Source organism: Streptomyces sp. NPDC059499, assembly GCF_042749285.1.
Classification (GTDB): domain Bacteria; phylum Actinomycetota; class Actinomycetes; order Streptomycetales; family Streptomycetaceae; genus Streptomyces.
This window is the reverse complement of record NZ_JBHYTT010000002.1, coordinates 134,374-148,859: the sequence shown is the minus strand read 5'-3', so window position 1 is coordinate 148,859 and position 14,486 is coordinate 134,374. Positions and strand designations below refer to the sequence as shown.

The following is a 14,486-nucleotide window of genomic DNA, read 5'->3' as shown; positions in this document are numbered from 1 at the left end:
AGGGGTGGTGCGTCCCGGGCCGGTGGCCGGGAAGATCAGAGGGTGGCGAGCATCTCCAGCTCGTGCAGCCGGTGGCGGGCCCGCTCCAGCGGGTATCCGCCTGCGGCCCGTGTGGTGTCGGCCGCCTCAAGAAGCGCACCGAGCGCGTCGTGCGCGTCGGCGACCAGCTGCCGGTTCGACGCGGACAGGACCTTGCCCGCCCGGTACTCGGCCAGCGCCCGGGTGACCTGCTCCGGCTCGGGGACCGCGGCCTGTCCCGTCACCCGGGCGGCGGCGGACCGGAGCTCGGCCGAGGTCGCGGCGAACGCCGGGTACGTCACGACGCTGACGTCGCCGCCGTCGAGGTCGATGCCGAACACCTCGTGTGTCGACCCGCTCCAGCCGTCGGCGGTGACCCAGAACCCGAACGACATCTGGTCGATGTCGCCGCGCTCCAGCGACACGGCCAGGTCGCGGGCGTAGGACACGTCTGCCATGTCCGCCTCGACCATCACGCCCTGCTCGTCCTCTGCCAGGGTGGCCGTCCCCGCCGCGGTGCGGGCGAGCAGGAGGTTCGCGTCGTGGTTGATGAGGAACCGCACGTCGGGTGACTGGCCCAGGGTGCGGGTCGCAGCTCCGGGGACGATGCGTTCCCGCCAGCCGCCCATGTCCTCGGACAGCGAGTCGTAGACGATGGCCCGCCCGGTGAAGCGCAGCGTCTGCGCCTGGTCGTCGGCGGCCCGGATCTGCAGGTCGGTCAGCGGGAAGGCCCGCACCTCACGCGTCCGCATTGGGTTCCTTCCGGTTGAACTGCAGTCGGCATGTGCACCCGGCGATCTCGTCGACCCCGAGCCGGTAGTCGTGCGGCCAGCGCCCGGACTTGGAGCCGATCCGGAAGTTCTCACGCATGCCGACGGTCTGCCCGTCCGCGCGTGCGTGCGTCTTCCGGGGCTTCGCGTCCCAGACCCGCCACGTCTTCGAGGAGGCGCCAGCCTGCTTCGCGCCCTCGTGGCTGCCGAAGTTGCTCGTCTCGGACACCCGGGCCTGGGCCAGGACGCGGGCACGGGACTCGGTCATCTGACCGAACATGTCCCGCACCGACTTCCGCACCTCGTCCGGCGCGAACTTCAGGTCGATCGTGCTCTTCAGCTTCTCGACCGTGGTCCCGTTGACGTTCGCCGCCGTAGCTGCCGCGGACGCGGCCACCGCGGCGGTCGTCTCCTGTGCGGCGAACGTTCCGCCGAGCGACGCCGCGGTCGCGGCCCCGACCTCACCCACCAGGCCCATGGCCAGGCGGACCAGGATCTCGGTGAGGACCTCGTCGTCGGCCAGGCGGTCGATGAGGTCCTCGGCCGGCGTATCCGGCGCCAGGTTCAGGGCGGCCAGGACCCGCTCGCCCTGCTCGGCGAAGAACGCGCTGATCGCGTCGTAGTGCCGGGTGACCCAGTTCGACAGGTCCTCGGTCGACGGCGCGTCCACACTCTCCTCAGTCGCCCGAATCTGCCGCGCCGACGACAGTGCTCGAATGCCGCTGAGCCGGAACGCTGTCCGGTCACTGCCCACCGCCAACGTGAGGTCGGTGAACCCGACTGCGGTGGGCGGCACGGGCTCGGGCACGGGCTCCCCGTCCGCCACATAGGCGAGCGTCATGTGAGGGGTGAAGCCGTGCCCCGACTCCACCTCGATGCCAGCCGCAGTCAGAGCGTCGACCAGGCGGTGACGCAGCTCCGCAAGGCCGGGTACATCCACGGTGGCGAAGTACGGTGCAGCCTCGTCGGCGCCGGTGGGGAAGTGGCCGAGGCCGCCCACTGAGCCAGCCAGGACCTCATGCTGCGCCGCTGCGCTTGCCACGACCAGGGAGGCCGCTGCCTGCTGCTCGGCGCTCAGGTCCTCGCCGAGGTAGGCGAGCGTGATGTGGAGCTCCTCGGCAGGCAGGCCGCCGTCGACAGCCAGCTTCTTGGCGACATCGGCCGGCGGGAACAGCGCCACCATCGTGGCGCCCTCCGGCACGTCACCGGCCGCCCGTGTCTGCGGGGCCGTGGGCAGTGCACGCTGCTCGGGCGGTGCGGTCTGCCCGGCTGGGGACATGTTGAGCGGGACGACGTACTCGTCGCCGCCCTCGATCGGCGGCTCGTCCTCCTTGGCGCGGATGTCGTTGACGGAGTACCAGCCCCACTGGCGGCCGAGCGCGTATCCGGCATTGCGCTGCGCGGAGTCGCCACGCAACAGCGCGTCGGGATTGAACTTCATGTACAGCGACGGGTCGCCGAACATCCGCTGCACCGTGCGTTCCAGGCGGGTCAGCCACGGCATCAAGCTGTAGATGACGTAGCCGAGAGACTGCTGCTCGATCCCCGAACCCCAGGAGGTGGACCGCTCCACATCACCGATCATGTGCGGCGGTACGCCGAAGATCCCGGCGATTTCCGACCTGGTCATCTTGTAGACCTCAAGGAACTGCGCGTCGGCCGGGGACAGCGTGGTCTTCTCCCACTTCGCCCCGCCCTCCATCACCCCGATCCGGTTCGAGTTCTCGAACCCTTCGTGGTTGTCGTTCCACTGTCGGAGCAGCCGCTCGAACTGCTCGTCGGTGAGCTTGCCGGGAACCGAGATCGTGCTGCCCGGGGACGCGTCACGGGCGAAGAACCCGCCGATGTACGAGGAGGCCGCCCAGCCCGTACCGATGGACTGCCGCGCCATGCCAATCGGGGACAGGCCCTCTGTGCCGCCGACCCCGAACGACTTGAAATGCAGCAGATTCTCGGCGCGGACCAGCCCGCCAGGTTCCCGGATCGGCGCCCACTCGTCGTCGTCCACCTCGACCTTGTAGACCAGCTCTCCGGTGTCCTTGACCCGGCGCGGTTCCACGCCCGGCCACGACACCGGCCACAGGCCCACCTCACGGCCGGCGTTGTTTCGCTCGATGTACGCCGCCGCATTGCCCCGGGTCAGCATCCACCCCAGGATCTGTGACCAGAACTCACCGGACGGCAGCTGCGGGTTGGCCTGGTACGTGAGCAGCGGGGCAAGCGGGTGTTCCATCGCGGGCAGCCGCGTGTTCCCGGACCGCTGGTACACACCGGTCGGCAGCATCGACCCTGTCTCGGCGAGCAGCCGGACCGAGGAAAATACGGCGGCAACCTGAAGGGCGCGATCCGGGGATACGGACACCCCGGCCGCTGTGGACCGACCGTCCAGGCGCGGCATCGTCTTCCTGCTGCGCTGGGCACGGCCGGTCAGGATGTTGCGGATGAACGGCATCAGCTCTCCCCCTTCCGCAGGTTGCCGAGGACCAGGAGCGGGAGGGACACGGCCAGGAGTGAGAGGCCGGCGCCGAGCACGCTCCAGAGCGCGACGGCGACCACCACCACCCCAGCCACCGCGGCGATCAGTCCAGCCAGCTCACACAGCCACTGGGCGCGTTCGGTCATGGCACCCCCTTGGGCAGTCAGCCGCCGATGTAGCGGATGTTCGGTGCGGGCTTTTCCTCGGGCTCGGCCCGCAGCAGGTGCATCGCCAGGGCGTTCAGCCCAGAGGCCACGCCGTCGATGCGCTTTGACGACACCTGGCGGTCGGGCTTGACCGGCTTCACGTAGCCGTCGCTGTTGGTCTTGATGCCGACCGAGTCGACGTTCCACCGCAGGATCGGGTGGCCGCCGTGGGAAACCCGGCCGGACAGGACGAGGCGTTCCAGCTGCTGGCACGGCTGGTTCAGGCCCGCGTATCCCTGCGAGACCTGCTCCATCTCCACGCCTGCGTCCATCAGTTCGCTGACCGTCTCGGTGGCGTTCCACCGGTCGTAGCCGACGGCCAGGATGTTGAACCGCTCGGCCAGCTTGTCGGTGACCAGGCCGCGCACGGCCCGGTAGTCGACGACGTTCCCTTCGGTGAGCCGCAGCGCCGGCCCTTCGTGTGCGGCCGTCTTCGACCACCGCTCCAGCGGGACCTTCGTACTGCGCTCCAGGGCCTTGATGTTGTCCTCCGGCAGCCAGAAGAACGGCACCCAGATATGCGGCTCGTCCGGGTCGTCCGTCTCCGGCGGAAACCAGAGGGAGAACGACGTCAGGTCGGTTGTCGAGCTGAGGTCCAGACCGCCGTAGCAGTCCCGGCCCTCCAGGTCTGCCAGGTCGACCGGGACCGGCACGTTCGAGACCGGCTCCCGGGCCGAGCGGTCCCAGTCCTCCATGGACAGCCACCTGGTGGTCTGCTTCGTGCGGACGTTCAGGTGCAGACGCAGATACCGGTTCAACTGCGCCGGGGAACGCTTCGCCTGCGCGGCCTTGCCCGCCAGGTAGTCGGCGAGCACCGTCACGCCGTACCCGGGGTTCGCGGTGCGCAGGGTGTCCTCGGCGAACGCGTCGAAATCTTCGGCCTCGTGGTCGGCGCCGAACACCACACCGAACACGGTGTCGTCCTCGGCGTGCCCGCCCGCCAGGGCCTCGATCTCCTCGCGCTTCGTGGCGTAGATGCTGCCGGTCTCGGCCCCGTCGTCCGCCGTGGTGATGAAGATGATGAGCGGCTGGGTACGGGATCCGGTGCCGGTCTCCAGGGCGTCCACGACGTCCGGGTTCCGGTGGACGTGGACCTCGTCGATGACGCCACCGTGGACGTTCAGGCCATGCGCGCGCAGGCCCTCGGAGGACAAGGCCCGGAAGATCGAGTGCGTGACCGGGTGCTCCAGCAGCTTGCGCTGGATCCCGCGCCGGCCGAGCTTCTTCTTCAACGGCGGGCTGCCGCTCGCCATGTTGGCGGCCGCACGGAAGACGATGTTCGCCTGCTCGCGGTCACCGGCCGCGGCGTACACCTCGGCCCCGGCCTCCCGGTCGGCGAACGCCAGGTAGAGGCCGAGCCCGGAGCAGATGGTGGACTTGCCGTTCTTCCGGGGGATCTCGAACCAGACGGTACGGATGACCCGGTAGCCGTCTGGCCGCTTCAGCCCGAACACGGGGGCGATGAGGTAGCGGACCTGCCAGTCCATCAGCCGGAAGGACCGCCCAGCGTGGCGGCCGATCAGCTGCTTCAGCAGGAGGAAGAACTTCAGCAGCCGCTCGACCGCTTCCGGATCGAACCAGACGCCAGGCGACGCAGGCAGCGGCGTCACCATCAGCGGCCGGCGGCCGTGCGTCATCCACTCAGTGGCGTCGATCAGGCCCTCGTCGACCCAGCGCGTGACGGCCTGGTCGATCTCTGCGGTGAGCTTGGCCCGGAGGCCCCTAGTCGAGGATGTCGTCCCCCTCGTTGCCATCGTCACCCTCCGGTTTCACAGACCGCAGGCGCGAGCTCGGGGTGATGAACAGCTCCTTCGCCAGCGCGGACGCGGTGGTGGCCGCCTCCCGCCAGATCTGCCACGCCGGATTCTTGGCTGGCCCGTTGCCCGCCCGCCGCTCGGCCACCAGGTCGTCCTCCTGCAGCAGCCGCTCGGCACGCACCCACACGGACCACGCCGCGCAGTACGTCGACAGGGCGGCCCGGTCGACCAAGGCCAGGACGCCGAGGCGGTCCAGGTCGGGCACGATGCGGTCCCACTCGGCGAGCGCTTCCTCGTCCAGCCAGTCCGGGGGGGCGGGGATACCGGGTGCTGCGGTGACGCGCGTCGGCGCTGTCCGGCCGCCAGGGTTGCCGCGCAGGGCCCGCACGTTGTCCGGCTGTCCGATCGGTCCACGCTCGCCCATGACCCACCCCCAGCCCTGTCACGCATGGTGACGGTCGGTCACAGGATCCTCAGGAACGCGGCCCAAACTCGCGGTCGTGCGCGCGATTCCCCCGCCTGCGCTAGGGGGTCCCCCCACCGGCAAGATCCACATCCCCCCTGGGGGTGGATCACCTCGGTGGGAGGCGGTGTCAGTGCTGGTCAGCGCGGTGGATGCGCCACCAGGACTCGATCGCTTCGATGGTACCCGCTGGACGGTCGTCCTGTCTGGCCCTACGCACGCACTCGTCCTCCTCGGTCGCGAGGACGACGACGGACGCGCCGGCAGGGGCCAGGCGATGGCGGTCGGCGTCACGCGGTGCAGTCGCGATGAGCCACGCTCGCTCGACCTGGTGGCTGCGGTTGAGGCGGGCTGTCACCGCGTCGCGCGCCTCGGCGATGAACGGGGTGAGGGCGGCTGGGTGGTCCCAGGGGTGGGGGGATCCCAGGGCCTGGGCGAGGACATCCCAGTCGACGACGAGGTCGCCGGGCTGCGCGCGGTCGCGGACGTAGGTGGTCTTGCCCGAGCAGGGCGGGCCGCAGACGAGGGTGACCGTTGTGGTGGTGAGGCGCTTGACGCCGTGCCCGGCGAACCCTGTCTCGTGTGCGGTCTTCGAGTCGTGGCATGTCTTGGTCATGGCCTGCAGGTTGGCCCGGTCGAACGCCAGCTGCTCGTCGCCGCGGTGCGGTCGGATGTGGTCGACGACGGTAGGTGGCCGGCCGCAGCCGCATGCGCAGATCGCCTCTTCGGAGAGGACCTGGTCGCGCAGGGGCGGCCACCGCTTGTCGTCGTAGACCCAGCGCCAGTCCTTGCGGTTCTGGCCGCTGGTGCGGGCGCGTGCGGGCTTGCAGGTGGCGCAACGGCCGTTGGTGTCCTTGCGGGTGCCGCAGGCGGTGCAGCGGCTAGCAGGGCGGCGCGGCATGTCAGCCGATGGGGATGGTGGCCACGGTGATGGCGGGCCCGTCGCCGTATCGGATCTTGTGGCCGTCGTGGTCGCTCAGGTACAGGGTGACGGTGAGTTCGTTCACGCCGAGTTTGAGCTCCAGGACGTCGCCGGGGTCGAGGCCGAGCGTGCGGCAGATGTCCCGCAGGGTGTCCCTGGGGATGCTCGCGGGGATGATCGGGAGCTGGATGTCGATGGTCTGACCGTCGGCCACGGGTACCTCCTGGCATGGGAAGGCCCGGCGGTGCGGTGTGCACGGCCGGGCTCGGGTGGGGCTGGGTCAGAAGTCGGGGCAGAGGTTCTTGTGGACGGCGTCCACGATCTTGCCGCCGGTGGCCGCGTTGTTGATGTCGGGCAGCCGGGTGTCGATGGTGAACCGGCTGAGAGCCTGCTCGATCAGCTTGGTCCTGTCCTTCGTCGTTTTGATGGACCCGCACTGGTTCAGGCCTCGGGACACGGTTTGGTCGTCCTTGCCGGGCTTCGAGATGCGTGGGTCGATCGCGTCGAGGGCTTCGAGGTAGGCGTAGCGGGCGGTTGCGCTGGGCTCGGGCGGGAGGCCGGCGGCTTTGCGTGCGGCGTCACGGGCGGCGTCGCGGTCTGCCTGGCTGGCGGTTTCGCTGGCGGGGGCGGTGGGCTTGTCGTCGCTGCTGCCGCATGCGGTGAGCGTGGCAAGGAGTGTGGCCGCGGTGAGCGCGGCGGCTGTGCGGGTGCGCATGGGTCCCCCAAGGACGTTCGTGATGAGGGGGACATCATCGGGCACTCGGGGACGTGTTGGGGCGGATATAGCGAAGACCCCATCCGTGAGGGGCGGGGCCTGGGTTCCTGGCGGTGTGTGGGCACGCCGGACGCCCCTTGAGTGTTACACCCGGTGATCGTGCTGGTCAAGCAGCGTTGATCAGCGCGGCGGGCTGGAGTTCGTGCAGGTCGATGAGGGTGCGGCCTTGGCGGTCGTAGCCGTGGTGGGTGAGGGTGCCGCGGTGAAGCCGGACGCGAAGGGCGCCCGGCTTGATCCCGGTGGCGGCTGCGGCGGCATACACGTCGACGAGGAGCGGTGCGGTCATGAGCCCATGATGCGCTAGGAGCGTTGCACGATCAGGCAGTCGTAGACGATGAACGCACCCGGAGTTTCTTCGCCGTAGCGGATGACCAGCCCCCGCTTGGGGTCCTCAATGGCCAGCTCCCGCAGCCCCGACCCCGCGATGTAGGCGACTGTTCCTCCGTGCATCTCATCGCGGTCGGCGTAGGTGACGATGTCCCCGACCTTGATCTCTGCGCCCTGTCGGTCGTGGCTCTGCAGTTGGCTCATGGCGATACCCCTTAGCTAGGGGGCCAGTCTGGGTGTTACTGACCCGTAGATGCGCCGATTTCGGTATCCCCGTCAGTGGCTGTGTGCCGGGTAGTGGCCGCCGCACTGGGCGCAGTACGGGAGCGGCGGGAAGTCGTAGCCGAGGGTCCGGATGAGGGCGTGGATGTGGCGTCGCATGGTGCTCCTTGGGTGGTCTACAGCCCGGTCTACGGGCGGTCTACGGCCCCTTCTCCATCCGGCTGACCTGCGTCTACATCCTCGGAAGGGGTGTCTACGGGGGTGGGGGAGAGGAGGGCCTGGATGTCGGTGGCCTTGATGCCGCTGCGGCCGGTCTCGGTGGCGCTGATACGGACGCTGCGGTGGATGGTGATGCCGCTGTGGACGAGGACGGCCCGTAGCCGGGCGTCGTCGAGGTGCTGGGCGGCGGGGCGCAGTTGGAAGGCGGCGTACACGTCGGCGAGGAACACGGCGGGCCGGTCCCCGATGAGGTGGGCGACGCCTTCGATGACGCGGCGCTTCAGCTCGTCCTCGGTCGGTGGGACGGGGCGTCCGGCGCGCCAGGCGCTGATGGCGTAGGCGCCGGCCCCGATGGCGAGGAGCCTGGGTTCCTCGTTGGCGGTACGCCAGACCATGAGCGCCCCGAGCCCGAGGCCGGCCGCGCGGGCGGTGACGGTCTTCCCCCGGGTCGGGTGGTTCTCGGCGATGGTCCAGGCGCGGAGCCGCGCCCACTGGGTGAGGTGTCCGCGGCTGAGGCGCCTCGGGTGGATGCGGTGTGCGGCCCACCGGGGCCGCCCGGTCCCGAACTCGGGGACGGGCGGCAGCTCGAGGGTGTCGGCCTCGGACTTGGTGGTCATGTTCAGGCGTTGCTGGCGAAGGTGGCGATCATCTGGGCGACCGATGCGAAGAGCTGGGCGACCATGGTGCCGATCTGGGTGCCGGAGAGGGAGAGGCCGAGGCCGACGCAGACGAAGCCGGGGGCGAGGTGGAGCTTCTTGGTCTTGTCGCCGTGCTTGAACATCCACCAGGCGATTCCGCCGAGGCCGATGATCAGCAGGACGCTGATGGGGACGGATCCGCCGGTGCCGACGGCGGCGGGGGGTGCGGCGATGGTGTGGTGGCTGGCGGTGTCGATGGCGGCGAGGAGCGACGTCTTCACGGTGTGGTCCTTCAGTACGAGAGGCCGACGATGGCGGCGGTGACGAGGAGGGCGGCCAGGGCGGCGCGGGTGACCAGGCGGTGGGCTCGGGACCCGTTGGGGAGCAGGGTCATGAGGACGACGGCGCCGAGGGCGGCGAAGAGGCCGTAGTAGCCGAGCGAGTGGTACGTGATCACAGGAACCCGCCCTCCATCGGCCGGGGCTCGTCGGCGGGCTTCGCCTTCTTCGCTTCGCGCGAGAGGACGGCGCGGACGTAGGCGTCGTCCGTGGTGATGCGGTTGATGCGCTTCACGCGGTCGACGATGTCGGCGGCTTTGAAGTCGGGTCCGAGGACCGTGGCGGCTTCGATGATCGCCTGCGCCTTGGTGAGGGCCGGTGGCCCCGTGACCTGCTGCGCATCATCCGCATCATCGGGCGCATCATCCGTATCGCTGCGCTCCAGGGTGATGCGCTCGGGCGTACTGCCGAGGACGAGGGCGACCTGTACGGCGTCGACGATCACGCCGTAGGTGATGAGGAGAGACGCCAGCTCGGCCGGGGGCGTATCAGGGTGCGCATCATGGGCGATGCGGACCGCATCAGCGGGGTCCATCTCGGCGAAGCGGCGCCGCAGCACCTCGGTGGCCGAGTGCCGGACCGCAGCGGCGGGCGCCTCCGGCTCCGTGGGCGGGGCGGTGGCGAACATGCCGGCCAGTGCCGCGCCTGCTCCCTCGGTCAGCTTCTCGCGCTGGACCTGGACGAGGCTGAAGCCGAGTTCGATGTCGCCGCGGCCGACCTGGCGGGCCAGGCGCCAGGACACTCGCTCGGACCACCACGGCGCCAGCTTGCCGGGGTGCTTGGCTGCGCGGGCCTGGTGGTAGGCCAGGCGCTGAACTGTCTCGGCGTTGCGGCGCTGGGCTTCCATGTCGTGGCCGGTGCGGTGGATGACGATCCGGCGGGCGAGGAAGCCGAGTCCTTCGGCGGCCACGGACATGGCGAGTGGCGTCATGGCGTAGATGGCGGCTTCGGTTCGGCTGTCGGCGGCGGACAGGCCGATGGCTGCGGCGCCAAGGGGTGTCACCCATAGGCCGATGCGGACAGGGGTGGGGGCGGCCTGGCCGAGCATGGTGACGCCGACCATGACGAGGGACAGGACGAGGGTCACGCCCTCACCGGCGGCGACGACACCGAGCGCGGTTTCGGCGCGGTGGAGTTCGGCGGCGATGTTGGCGTAGGTGCCGATGCCTCCGACGATGCCGACGGCCACCATGGGGACGGCGGCGGCGGACAGGACGAAGATCTGTCCACCGGTGAGCTTGGCGTTCATCGGCCCTCACCTTCGGTACGGAGCGCTGACAGCTGGCGGGCGAGGCGCCGCAGTGTTCCGGCGTAGTCGACGAGGACTGCGGCCAGGCCGTCGAGCTCGGCCGGGGTGAGTGCGCGGGCGAGCTGGCCCATCTCGACGAGGACACCGACGCTGCGGTCGGCGTGCTCGGCGAACGGGTCCTGTGCCAGGGCGGCGAACGCGAGCTCGTCGCCGTCGAAGTCCGCGCGGTGTGGGGCACCGAGGTGCCCGGTGTCGCTGCGGAACTGCGGCTGGTCTCCGTCGTGGCCGGCGCACCAGGCCGGTTCGGTGATGGTGATGTTGCCCTGGTCGAGGGTGGGCACCGTGACGGTGCGCGGGGCGCTCATCGGCCGGCCTCCGGCTTCTCGTAAGCGCGGTAGGTGACCGGGTGCTGATCGAGCTTGCGGCGAAGGTAGGCGGCGTTCCATGCGTAGGCGTCCGGCTTCTCGTCCAACGCGGCGCGGGCGACGATGACCGCCAGGCTGAGGCGGTGGTCGAGGGTGACGCGGTACGCGAACTCATCGGCCATGGACACCGGGCGGGGGAGGTCGATCGCGTCGATGACGGCTTCGAGGAGCTCGCGGAGTTCTTCGGCGGCGCTCACACGGTCCTCGCAGCCTGGAGGACGCGGAGCGCGTAGGCGTCGGCGGTCTCCCGGTCGTGGATGGGCGGGAGGGCGGCCTCGGCCCGCTCGGTGGCGTTCGTGCCCACCGGGACGGGGATGCTGTCGGTGAGGACGTAGGCGACTCCGTCGAGCACCGCGTTGAGGGTGTCGAGGGTGAGGGGCTCGAACGGGTCCTCGGACTGCAGGGCGCTGGCCACGGCGGTGAGGATCTGCTGGGCGAGCGACGGTGCGGCAAGCAGCTGCTGCAGCTCGGCGGTGAAGGCGTCGATGCTCATCGGGCACCGCCGGTGGGGCGGATGCTGCCGGTGACGCCGGCCTCGGTGGCTCGCACTGTGGTGGTGCGACCGCCGTGGCGGTGGATGGTGCCGACGGCGATCAGACGCCGGTCGGTCTGGATCACGACGGGGTGGCCGTCATATCCACTTGCAGACGCAATAGGCTTCGGCATAGCCGAGGTCCTCCTGGTTGACTCAGGGGGTTCTTCGGTCAGGGAGTCAGGCGACGCGCGCGCCTCACCGGTGTTCGAGCACCGGGGAGAGCTGTCGTCTGGCTCCCGCTCTGCGTTATGAGGTTGTGTCGGGGCGTGGCTTGGCCAGCCCGTGCTTCTTGATCGCTTGGTCCACCGTGGTCCAGGGCTTATCGAGAGCCTTGGCCACCTTGTAGACCGAGCCCAACTCGTTGACGCCTTCGGCGAAGGCGGTCGCGCGTCGTTCGGCTGCTTCGGATGTCTGGGTTCGGAGCTGTTCGAGCAGCTCGTCCTCCTCGTGAACCCGTTGCCGCCAGGGCTTCGTGCTCATGTCGCGACACTATCACGTAGGTGCGTGATAGTCGACGGTTCAGGCAGCATTGCCAGCCTTCGTGTCCTCGTCGATCCACGTCTTCAACTGCGCCCACACGAAGGGCGGGTACTGGTTGCCGCACCACTCGCACCGCACCGCCTTCTCGCCCGGGGCCAGCCGCAGCACGGCACCGCACAGCGCGCCGGATAGGTCGATCGCCGGGCAGTTCCCGATCCGTGTTCCGCGCTGATTGTCGGGCGGCCGGATCATCGTGGACACCGACCGGGCCAGCTCCTTGATCTCCTTGGCGAAGTCCCCGGCCTCGGACCAGGACACGGCGATCCAGGGCAGGTGACCCAGCAGCGTGCCGACCGCCCGATCGACCCGCCCTTCGGGGCTCCCGGTGTGCGGCTGCTCGGGCATGCCGCGCTCGTGGCGCACGGCGTCGACCCATGACTCCAGCAGGGACGCCATGCCGCCGGGGCCGCGGATGTCGAGGACGTCGAGCGTGACGGGGATGGGCGCCGGCCCGCCCTTCCCGGACCGTCCCTGCCCGGCGCTGACCGACGGGGTGAGGAGCGGGGCGAGTCCTCGGTAGAGAACGGGCATGGCTTCCAGCCGGACGCGGGTCCCCTTGGTGCAGCCCGGGCAGAGGGTGCCGCCGGTGTCGTCGTGTTCGTCGCACAGCAGGCACAGGTTCATGGCCGCTCCAGGAGGGTGCTGGCTGCGTCGGGCTGGGGGCATTCGAGACGGCGGCAGGTGACGTAGCCGCCGGCGCCGAGGAAGAGCGACGGCTGTCCGCAGGCCGGGCAGCAGCCGCGCACGACGGCGCTGTGCAGTCGCTGCGGGTCCCACTCCAGGGGGCAGTTGTGGCTGGAGCCTTCTCCGCAGGCGCAGATCAGGTTCACGAGGGTCGAGGTCACGTCGGCTCCTCCTCGGCGCTGGTCGGCAGCGTGTACCGAAACGTCGTGGCCTGCGGGGTGCGGGCGAGCTTGCCCGCAGCACGCTCGGCCTTGGCCCGGGCTCGTGACTCGGTACGAGCGAAGCCGGACTTGCTGCCGACTCCGGGCAGGTGGACCTGCCACCACCAGCTGGCGAAGACCAGGTTCCCCAGTCGAGTGGTGTGGTCACGGTTGATCGTGACCCGGGCGTCAGCCATCACGGAGTCTCCTCTGCAGGGGTCGGCCTGTCGGTGACGTCGTGCCACTGACCGTCGTCCGCGTGGCCGAGGACCACGGCGACGGAGAGCGCGGGGACGGCCCGCAGGCGGGGGCCGGGCTGGGGCTTCTGCTCCCAGCCGTGCAGCTTGAGGACTTCGGCGAGCATGTCGGCCGCGTCGCTCCTGGCGATGGGTGCCGGGTCGCCGTCCCACTCTTCGACGAGAGCGTGGGCGCGGTCCAGCGCACGGAGGAGGTCGAGGCGCGGCCTGATCGGCGGGGCCGACGTGTCGGCGGCCCCGGGGTCAAGGGCTCGCGCGGTGTCGCACGGCCATTTCACGAACGGCTCGGCCGGACACCAGCCGGTGCCGTTGTCGGGGTGCAGGGCCTGCACACGGGCGACGGCAGCGGCGCTCTCGGTCTCGGTGCTCATGGTCGCTCTCCGATCAGAAGGGGGGCTCGTCCGAGTAGCTGCTGGCCGCCGGTGCGGGTGCAGCTGCAGGAGCGGGCTGGCTGCCCCATCCGCCGGCCTGCTGCGGGGGCTGGGCTGTGGTGTTCTGCTGGCCGCCACCGGCCGGGTTCTTCGTGACCTTCGCCGACGCGCGGGCCAGGCTCGGCCCGACCTCGTGGACGTCGATCTCGTACACGGTCCGCTTCACCTGGTCACGGTCCTCATACGACCGCTGCTTCAGCTGGCCCTGGACGATGACGCGCATGCCGCGGGACAGCGTCTCGGCCGCGTTCTCCGCGGCCTGCCGCCACACGGAGCAGGTGAGGAACAGGCCTTCGCCGTCCTTCCACTCGTTGCTCTGCCGGTCGAACACCCGGGGGGTGGACGCGACCCGAAACTTGCAGACCGCGGCGCCGGCCGGGGTAAAGCGGAGCTCGGGCTCGTCGACCAGGTTCCCGACGATCGTGATGACGGTCTCTCCGGACATCAGGGGTTCTCCTTCGGAGGATTGGGGGCGGCGGGTGTTTCATCTGAAACGCGGGCTGCGAGCCGCCGGAGCTTGTTGGCGTGCCGGGCAGCGAGGCCGCGGGCACGGGCGGCGGACAGTTCCTCGCGCCGCCGCTTCGCCGCCTGGATGCGGACACGGGCGGCCTCTACGCGCGCGGCCACCACGTCGTCGACGTTCACCCCGTGGCGCCCGGGGCCGGGGGCAGGATCTGCCCGCCGAGGTCACCGTCTTCGACCTGGGCCAGACCATCGGGGTCGGTGAAGATCGGGGAGCCGAAGCCAGCCGAGTCGATGGCCCAGCCGAGGACGGGGTGGGACGTCTCGTCGTCGACGACCAGGCGCCACCCCTGCCCGGGCAGGACGGCGACGATCGCAGGCTCTTGCTCGAGGCTGACGAAGTTGGGCAGGGAAGTGGCCATCACGCGCGCGCCAAGTCGCTTGTCGACCACGACGGCGTGCCCGTTGGCCGTCCATCCGTCGACGGGCAGGGTGTGGCCGGGCTGCTTGAGCTGCTTCTGCTCGGCGCTGCGGTAGCAGGCGATCCAGCCGGTGGGAGTCATGGGTTTCCG

26 protein-coding genes are annotated in these 14,486 nt (G+C 70.2%); all 26 read right to left on the bottom strand.

The features are described from left to right. Window positions 1-35: 35 nt before the first annotated feature. Window positions 36-770 carry an HK97 family phage prohead protease gene (locus tag ACFW9O_RS05965; RefSeq protein ID WP_384605575.1) on the bottom strand — a complete coding sequence of 245 codons (735 nt, stop codon included), beginning with the start codon at window positions 768-770 and terminating at the stop codon, window positions 36-38. After that, window positions 757-3,240 carry a phage portal protein gene (locus tag ACFW9O_RS05960; protein WP_384605572.1) on the bottom strand — a complete coding sequence of 828 codons (2,484 nt, stop codon included), beginning with the start codon at window positions 3,238-3,240 and terminating at the stop codon, window positions 757-759. The genes ACFW9O_RS05965 and ACFW9O_RS05960 overlap by 14 nt, the downstream gene beginning before the upstream one ends. After that, entirely contained in the window at window positions 3,240-3,410 is a 171-nt protein-coding gene (locus ACFW9O_RS05955) for a hypothetical protein (protein WP_384605569.1), read from the bottom strand. The genes ACFW9O_RS05960 and ACFW9O_RS05955 overlap by 1 nt, the downstream gene beginning before the upstream one ends. Window positions 3,411-3,427: 17 nt before the next feature. Further along, on the bottom strand, window positions 3,428-5,224 hold the full coding sequence (locus ACFW9O_RS05950; RefSeq protein WP_384605566.1) for a terminase large subunit: 1,797 nt from the start codon (window positions 5,222-5,224) through the stop codon (window positions 3,428-3,430). Next, window positions 5,193-5,651: a phage terminase small subunit P27 family gene (locus tag ACFW9O_RS05945; RefSeq protein WP_384605564.1), complete on the bottom strand. Its 459-nt coding sequence runs from the start codon at window positions 5,649-5,651 to the stop codon at window positions 5,193-5,195. Before ACFW9O_RS05945 ends, ACFW9O_RS05950 begins: the two co-directional genes overlap by 32 nt. 169 nt (window positions 5,652-5,820) lie before the next feature. Next, window positions 5,821-6,591 carry a hypothetical protein gene (locus ACFW9O_RS05940; RefSeq protein WP_384605561.1) on the bottom strand — a complete coding sequence of 257 codons (771 nt, stop codon included), beginning with the start codon at window positions 6,589-6,591 and terminating at the stop codon, window positions 5,821-5,823. 1 nt (window position 6,592) lies between these two features. Beyond that, a complete protein-coding gene (locus ACFW9O_RS05935; protein ID WP_384605558.1) occupies window positions 6,593-6,826 on the bottom strand; it encodes a hypothetical protein in 234 nt (77 codons plus the stop codon). 66 nt (window positions 6,827-6,892) lie between these two features. Next, window positions 6,893-7,327, bottom strand: a complete 435-nt coding sequence (locus ACFW9O_RS05930) for a hypothetical protein (RefSeq protein ID WP_384605555.1) — start codon at window positions 7,325-7,327, stop codon at window positions 6,893-6,895. Window positions 7,328-7,493: 166 nt separating this feature from the next. After that, window positions 7,494-7,673 (bottom strand): hypothetical protein, encoded by a 180-nt coding sequence (locus ACFW9O_RS05925; RefSeq protein WP_384605552.1) that lies wholly within the window; start codon window positions 7,671-7,673, stop codon window positions 7,494-7,496. Between the two features lie 14 nt (window positions 7,674-7,687). Then, window positions 7,688-7,918 carry a hypothetical protein gene (locus tag ACFW9O_RS05920; RefSeq protein WP_384605550.1) on the bottom strand — a complete coding sequence of 77 codons (231 nt, stop codon included), beginning with the start codon at window positions 7,916-7,918 and terminating at the stop codon, window positions 7,688-7,690. 206 nt (window positions 7,919-8,124) lie between these two features. Continuing rightward, entirely contained in the window at window positions 8,125-8,772 is a 648-nt protein-coding gene (locus ACFW9O_RS05915) for a hypothetical protein (RefSeq protein WP_384605547.1), read from the bottom strand. Between the two features lie 2 nt (window positions 8,773-8,774). After that, window positions 8,775-9,074, bottom strand: a complete 300-nt coding sequence (locus ACFW9O_RS05910) for a hypothetical protein (protein WP_384605544.1) — start codon at window positions 9,072-9,074, stop codon at window positions 8,775-8,777. An 11-nt stretch (window positions 9,075-9,085) separates the two neighbouring features. Continuing rightward, window positions 9,086-9,250: a hypothetical protein gene (locus ACFW9O_RS05905; RefSeq protein WP_384605542.1), complete on the bottom strand. Its 165-nt coding sequence runs from the start codon at window positions 9,248-9,250 to the stop codon at window positions 9,086-9,088. Continuing rightward, on the bottom strand, window positions 9,247-10,380 hold the full coding sequence (locus ACFW9O_RS05900) for a hypothetical protein (RefSeq protein ID WP_384605540.1): 1,134 nt from the start codon (window positions 10,378-10,380) through the stop codon (window positions 9,247-9,249). Before ACFW9O_RS05900 ends, ACFW9O_RS05905 begins: the two co-directional genes overlap by 4 nt. Beyond that, a complete protein-coding gene (locus ACFW9O_RS05895; protein WP_384605538.1) occupies window positions 10,377-10,745 on the bottom strand; it encodes a DUF6907 domain-containing protein in 369 nt (122 codons plus the stop codon). The genes ACFW9O_RS05900 and ACFW9O_RS05895 overlap by 4 nt, the downstream gene beginning before the upstream one ends. Continuing rightward, on the bottom strand, window positions 10,742-11,002 hold the full coding sequence (locus tag ACFW9O_RS05890; RefSeq protein ID WP_384605535.1) for a hypothetical protein: 261 nt from the start codon (window positions 11,000-11,002) through the stop codon (window positions 10,742-10,744). Before ACFW9O_RS05890 ends, ACFW9O_RS05895 begins: the two co-directional genes overlap by 4 nt. Continuing rightward, the gene (locus ACFW9O_RS05885; RefSeq protein ID WP_384605532.1) at window positions 10,999-11,298 is read right to left on the bottom strand and encodes a hypothetical protein; all 300 of its coding nucleotides are present in this window, start codon (window positions 11,296-11,298) and stop codon (window positions 10,999-11,001) included. The genes ACFW9O_RS05890 and ACFW9O_RS05885 overlap by 4 nt, the downstream gene beginning before the upstream one ends. Continuing rightward, a complete protein-coding gene (locus ACFW9O_RS05880; protein WP_384605530.1) occupies window positions 11,295-11,471 on the bottom strand; it encodes a hypothetical protein in 177 nt (58 codons plus the stop codon). The genes ACFW9O_RS05885 and ACFW9O_RS05880 overlap by 4 nt, the downstream gene beginning before the upstream one ends. Before the next feature lie 115 nt (window positions 11,472-11,586). Next, on the bottom strand, window positions 11,587-11,820 hold the full coding sequence (locus ACFW9O_RS05875; protein ID WP_384605527.1) for a hypothetical protein: 234 nt from the start codon (window positions 11,818-11,820) through the stop codon (window positions 11,587-11,589). Window positions 11,821-11,859: 39 nt separating this feature from the next. Further along, window positions 11,860-12,504, bottom strand: a complete 645-nt coding sequence (locus ACFW9O_RS05870; protein ID WP_384605524.1) for a hypothetical protein — start codon at window positions 12,502-12,504, stop codon at window positions 11,860-11,862. Next, window positions 12,501-12,725, bottom strand: a complete 225-nt coding sequence (locus tag ACFW9O_RS05865; RefSeq protein ID WP_384605521.1) for a hypothetical protein — start codon at window positions 12,723-12,725, stop codon at window positions 12,501-12,503. Before ACFW9O_RS05865 ends, ACFW9O_RS05870 begins: the two co-directional genes overlap by 4 nt. Next, window positions 12,722-12,961, bottom strand: coding sequence for a hypothetical protein (locus ACFW9O_RS05860; RefSeq protein WP_384605518.1), 240 nt, complete (start codon window positions 12,959-12,961; stop codon window positions 12,722-12,724). Before ACFW9O_RS05860 ends, ACFW9O_RS05865 begins: the two co-directional genes overlap by 4 nt. Further along, window positions 12,961-13,392 carry a hypothetical protein gene (locus ACFW9O_RS05855; protein ID WP_384605516.1) on the bottom strand — a complete coding sequence of 144 codons (432 nt, stop codon included), beginning with the start codon at window positions 13,390-13,392 and terminating at the stop codon, window positions 12,961-12,963. Before ACFW9O_RS05855 ends, ACFW9O_RS05860 begins: the two co-directional genes overlap by 1 nt. Window positions 13,393-13,405: 13 nt before the next feature. Continuing rightward, window positions 13,406-13,897 (bottom strand): single-stranded DNA-binding protein, encoded by a 492-nt coding sequence (locus ACFW9O_RS05850; protein WP_384605515.1) that lies wholly within the window; start codon window positions 13,895-13,897, stop codon window positions 13,406-13,408. After that, a complete protein-coding gene (locus tag ACFW9O_RS05845; RefSeq protein ID WP_384605512.1) occupies window positions 13,897-14,097 on the bottom strand; it encodes a hypothetical protein in 201 nt (66 codons plus the stop codon). Before ACFW9O_RS05845 ends, ACFW9O_RS05850 begins: the two co-directional genes overlap by 1 nt. After that, window positions 14,094-14,477, bottom strand: a complete 384-nt coding sequence (locus tag ACFW9O_RS05840; protein ID WP_384605510.1) for a hypothetical protein — start codon at window positions 14,475-14,477, stop codon at window positions 14,094-14,096. The genes ACFW9O_RS05845 and ACFW9O_RS05840 overlap by 4 nt, the downstream gene beginning before the upstream one ends. Window positions 14,478-14,486: the final 9 nt, after the last annotated feature.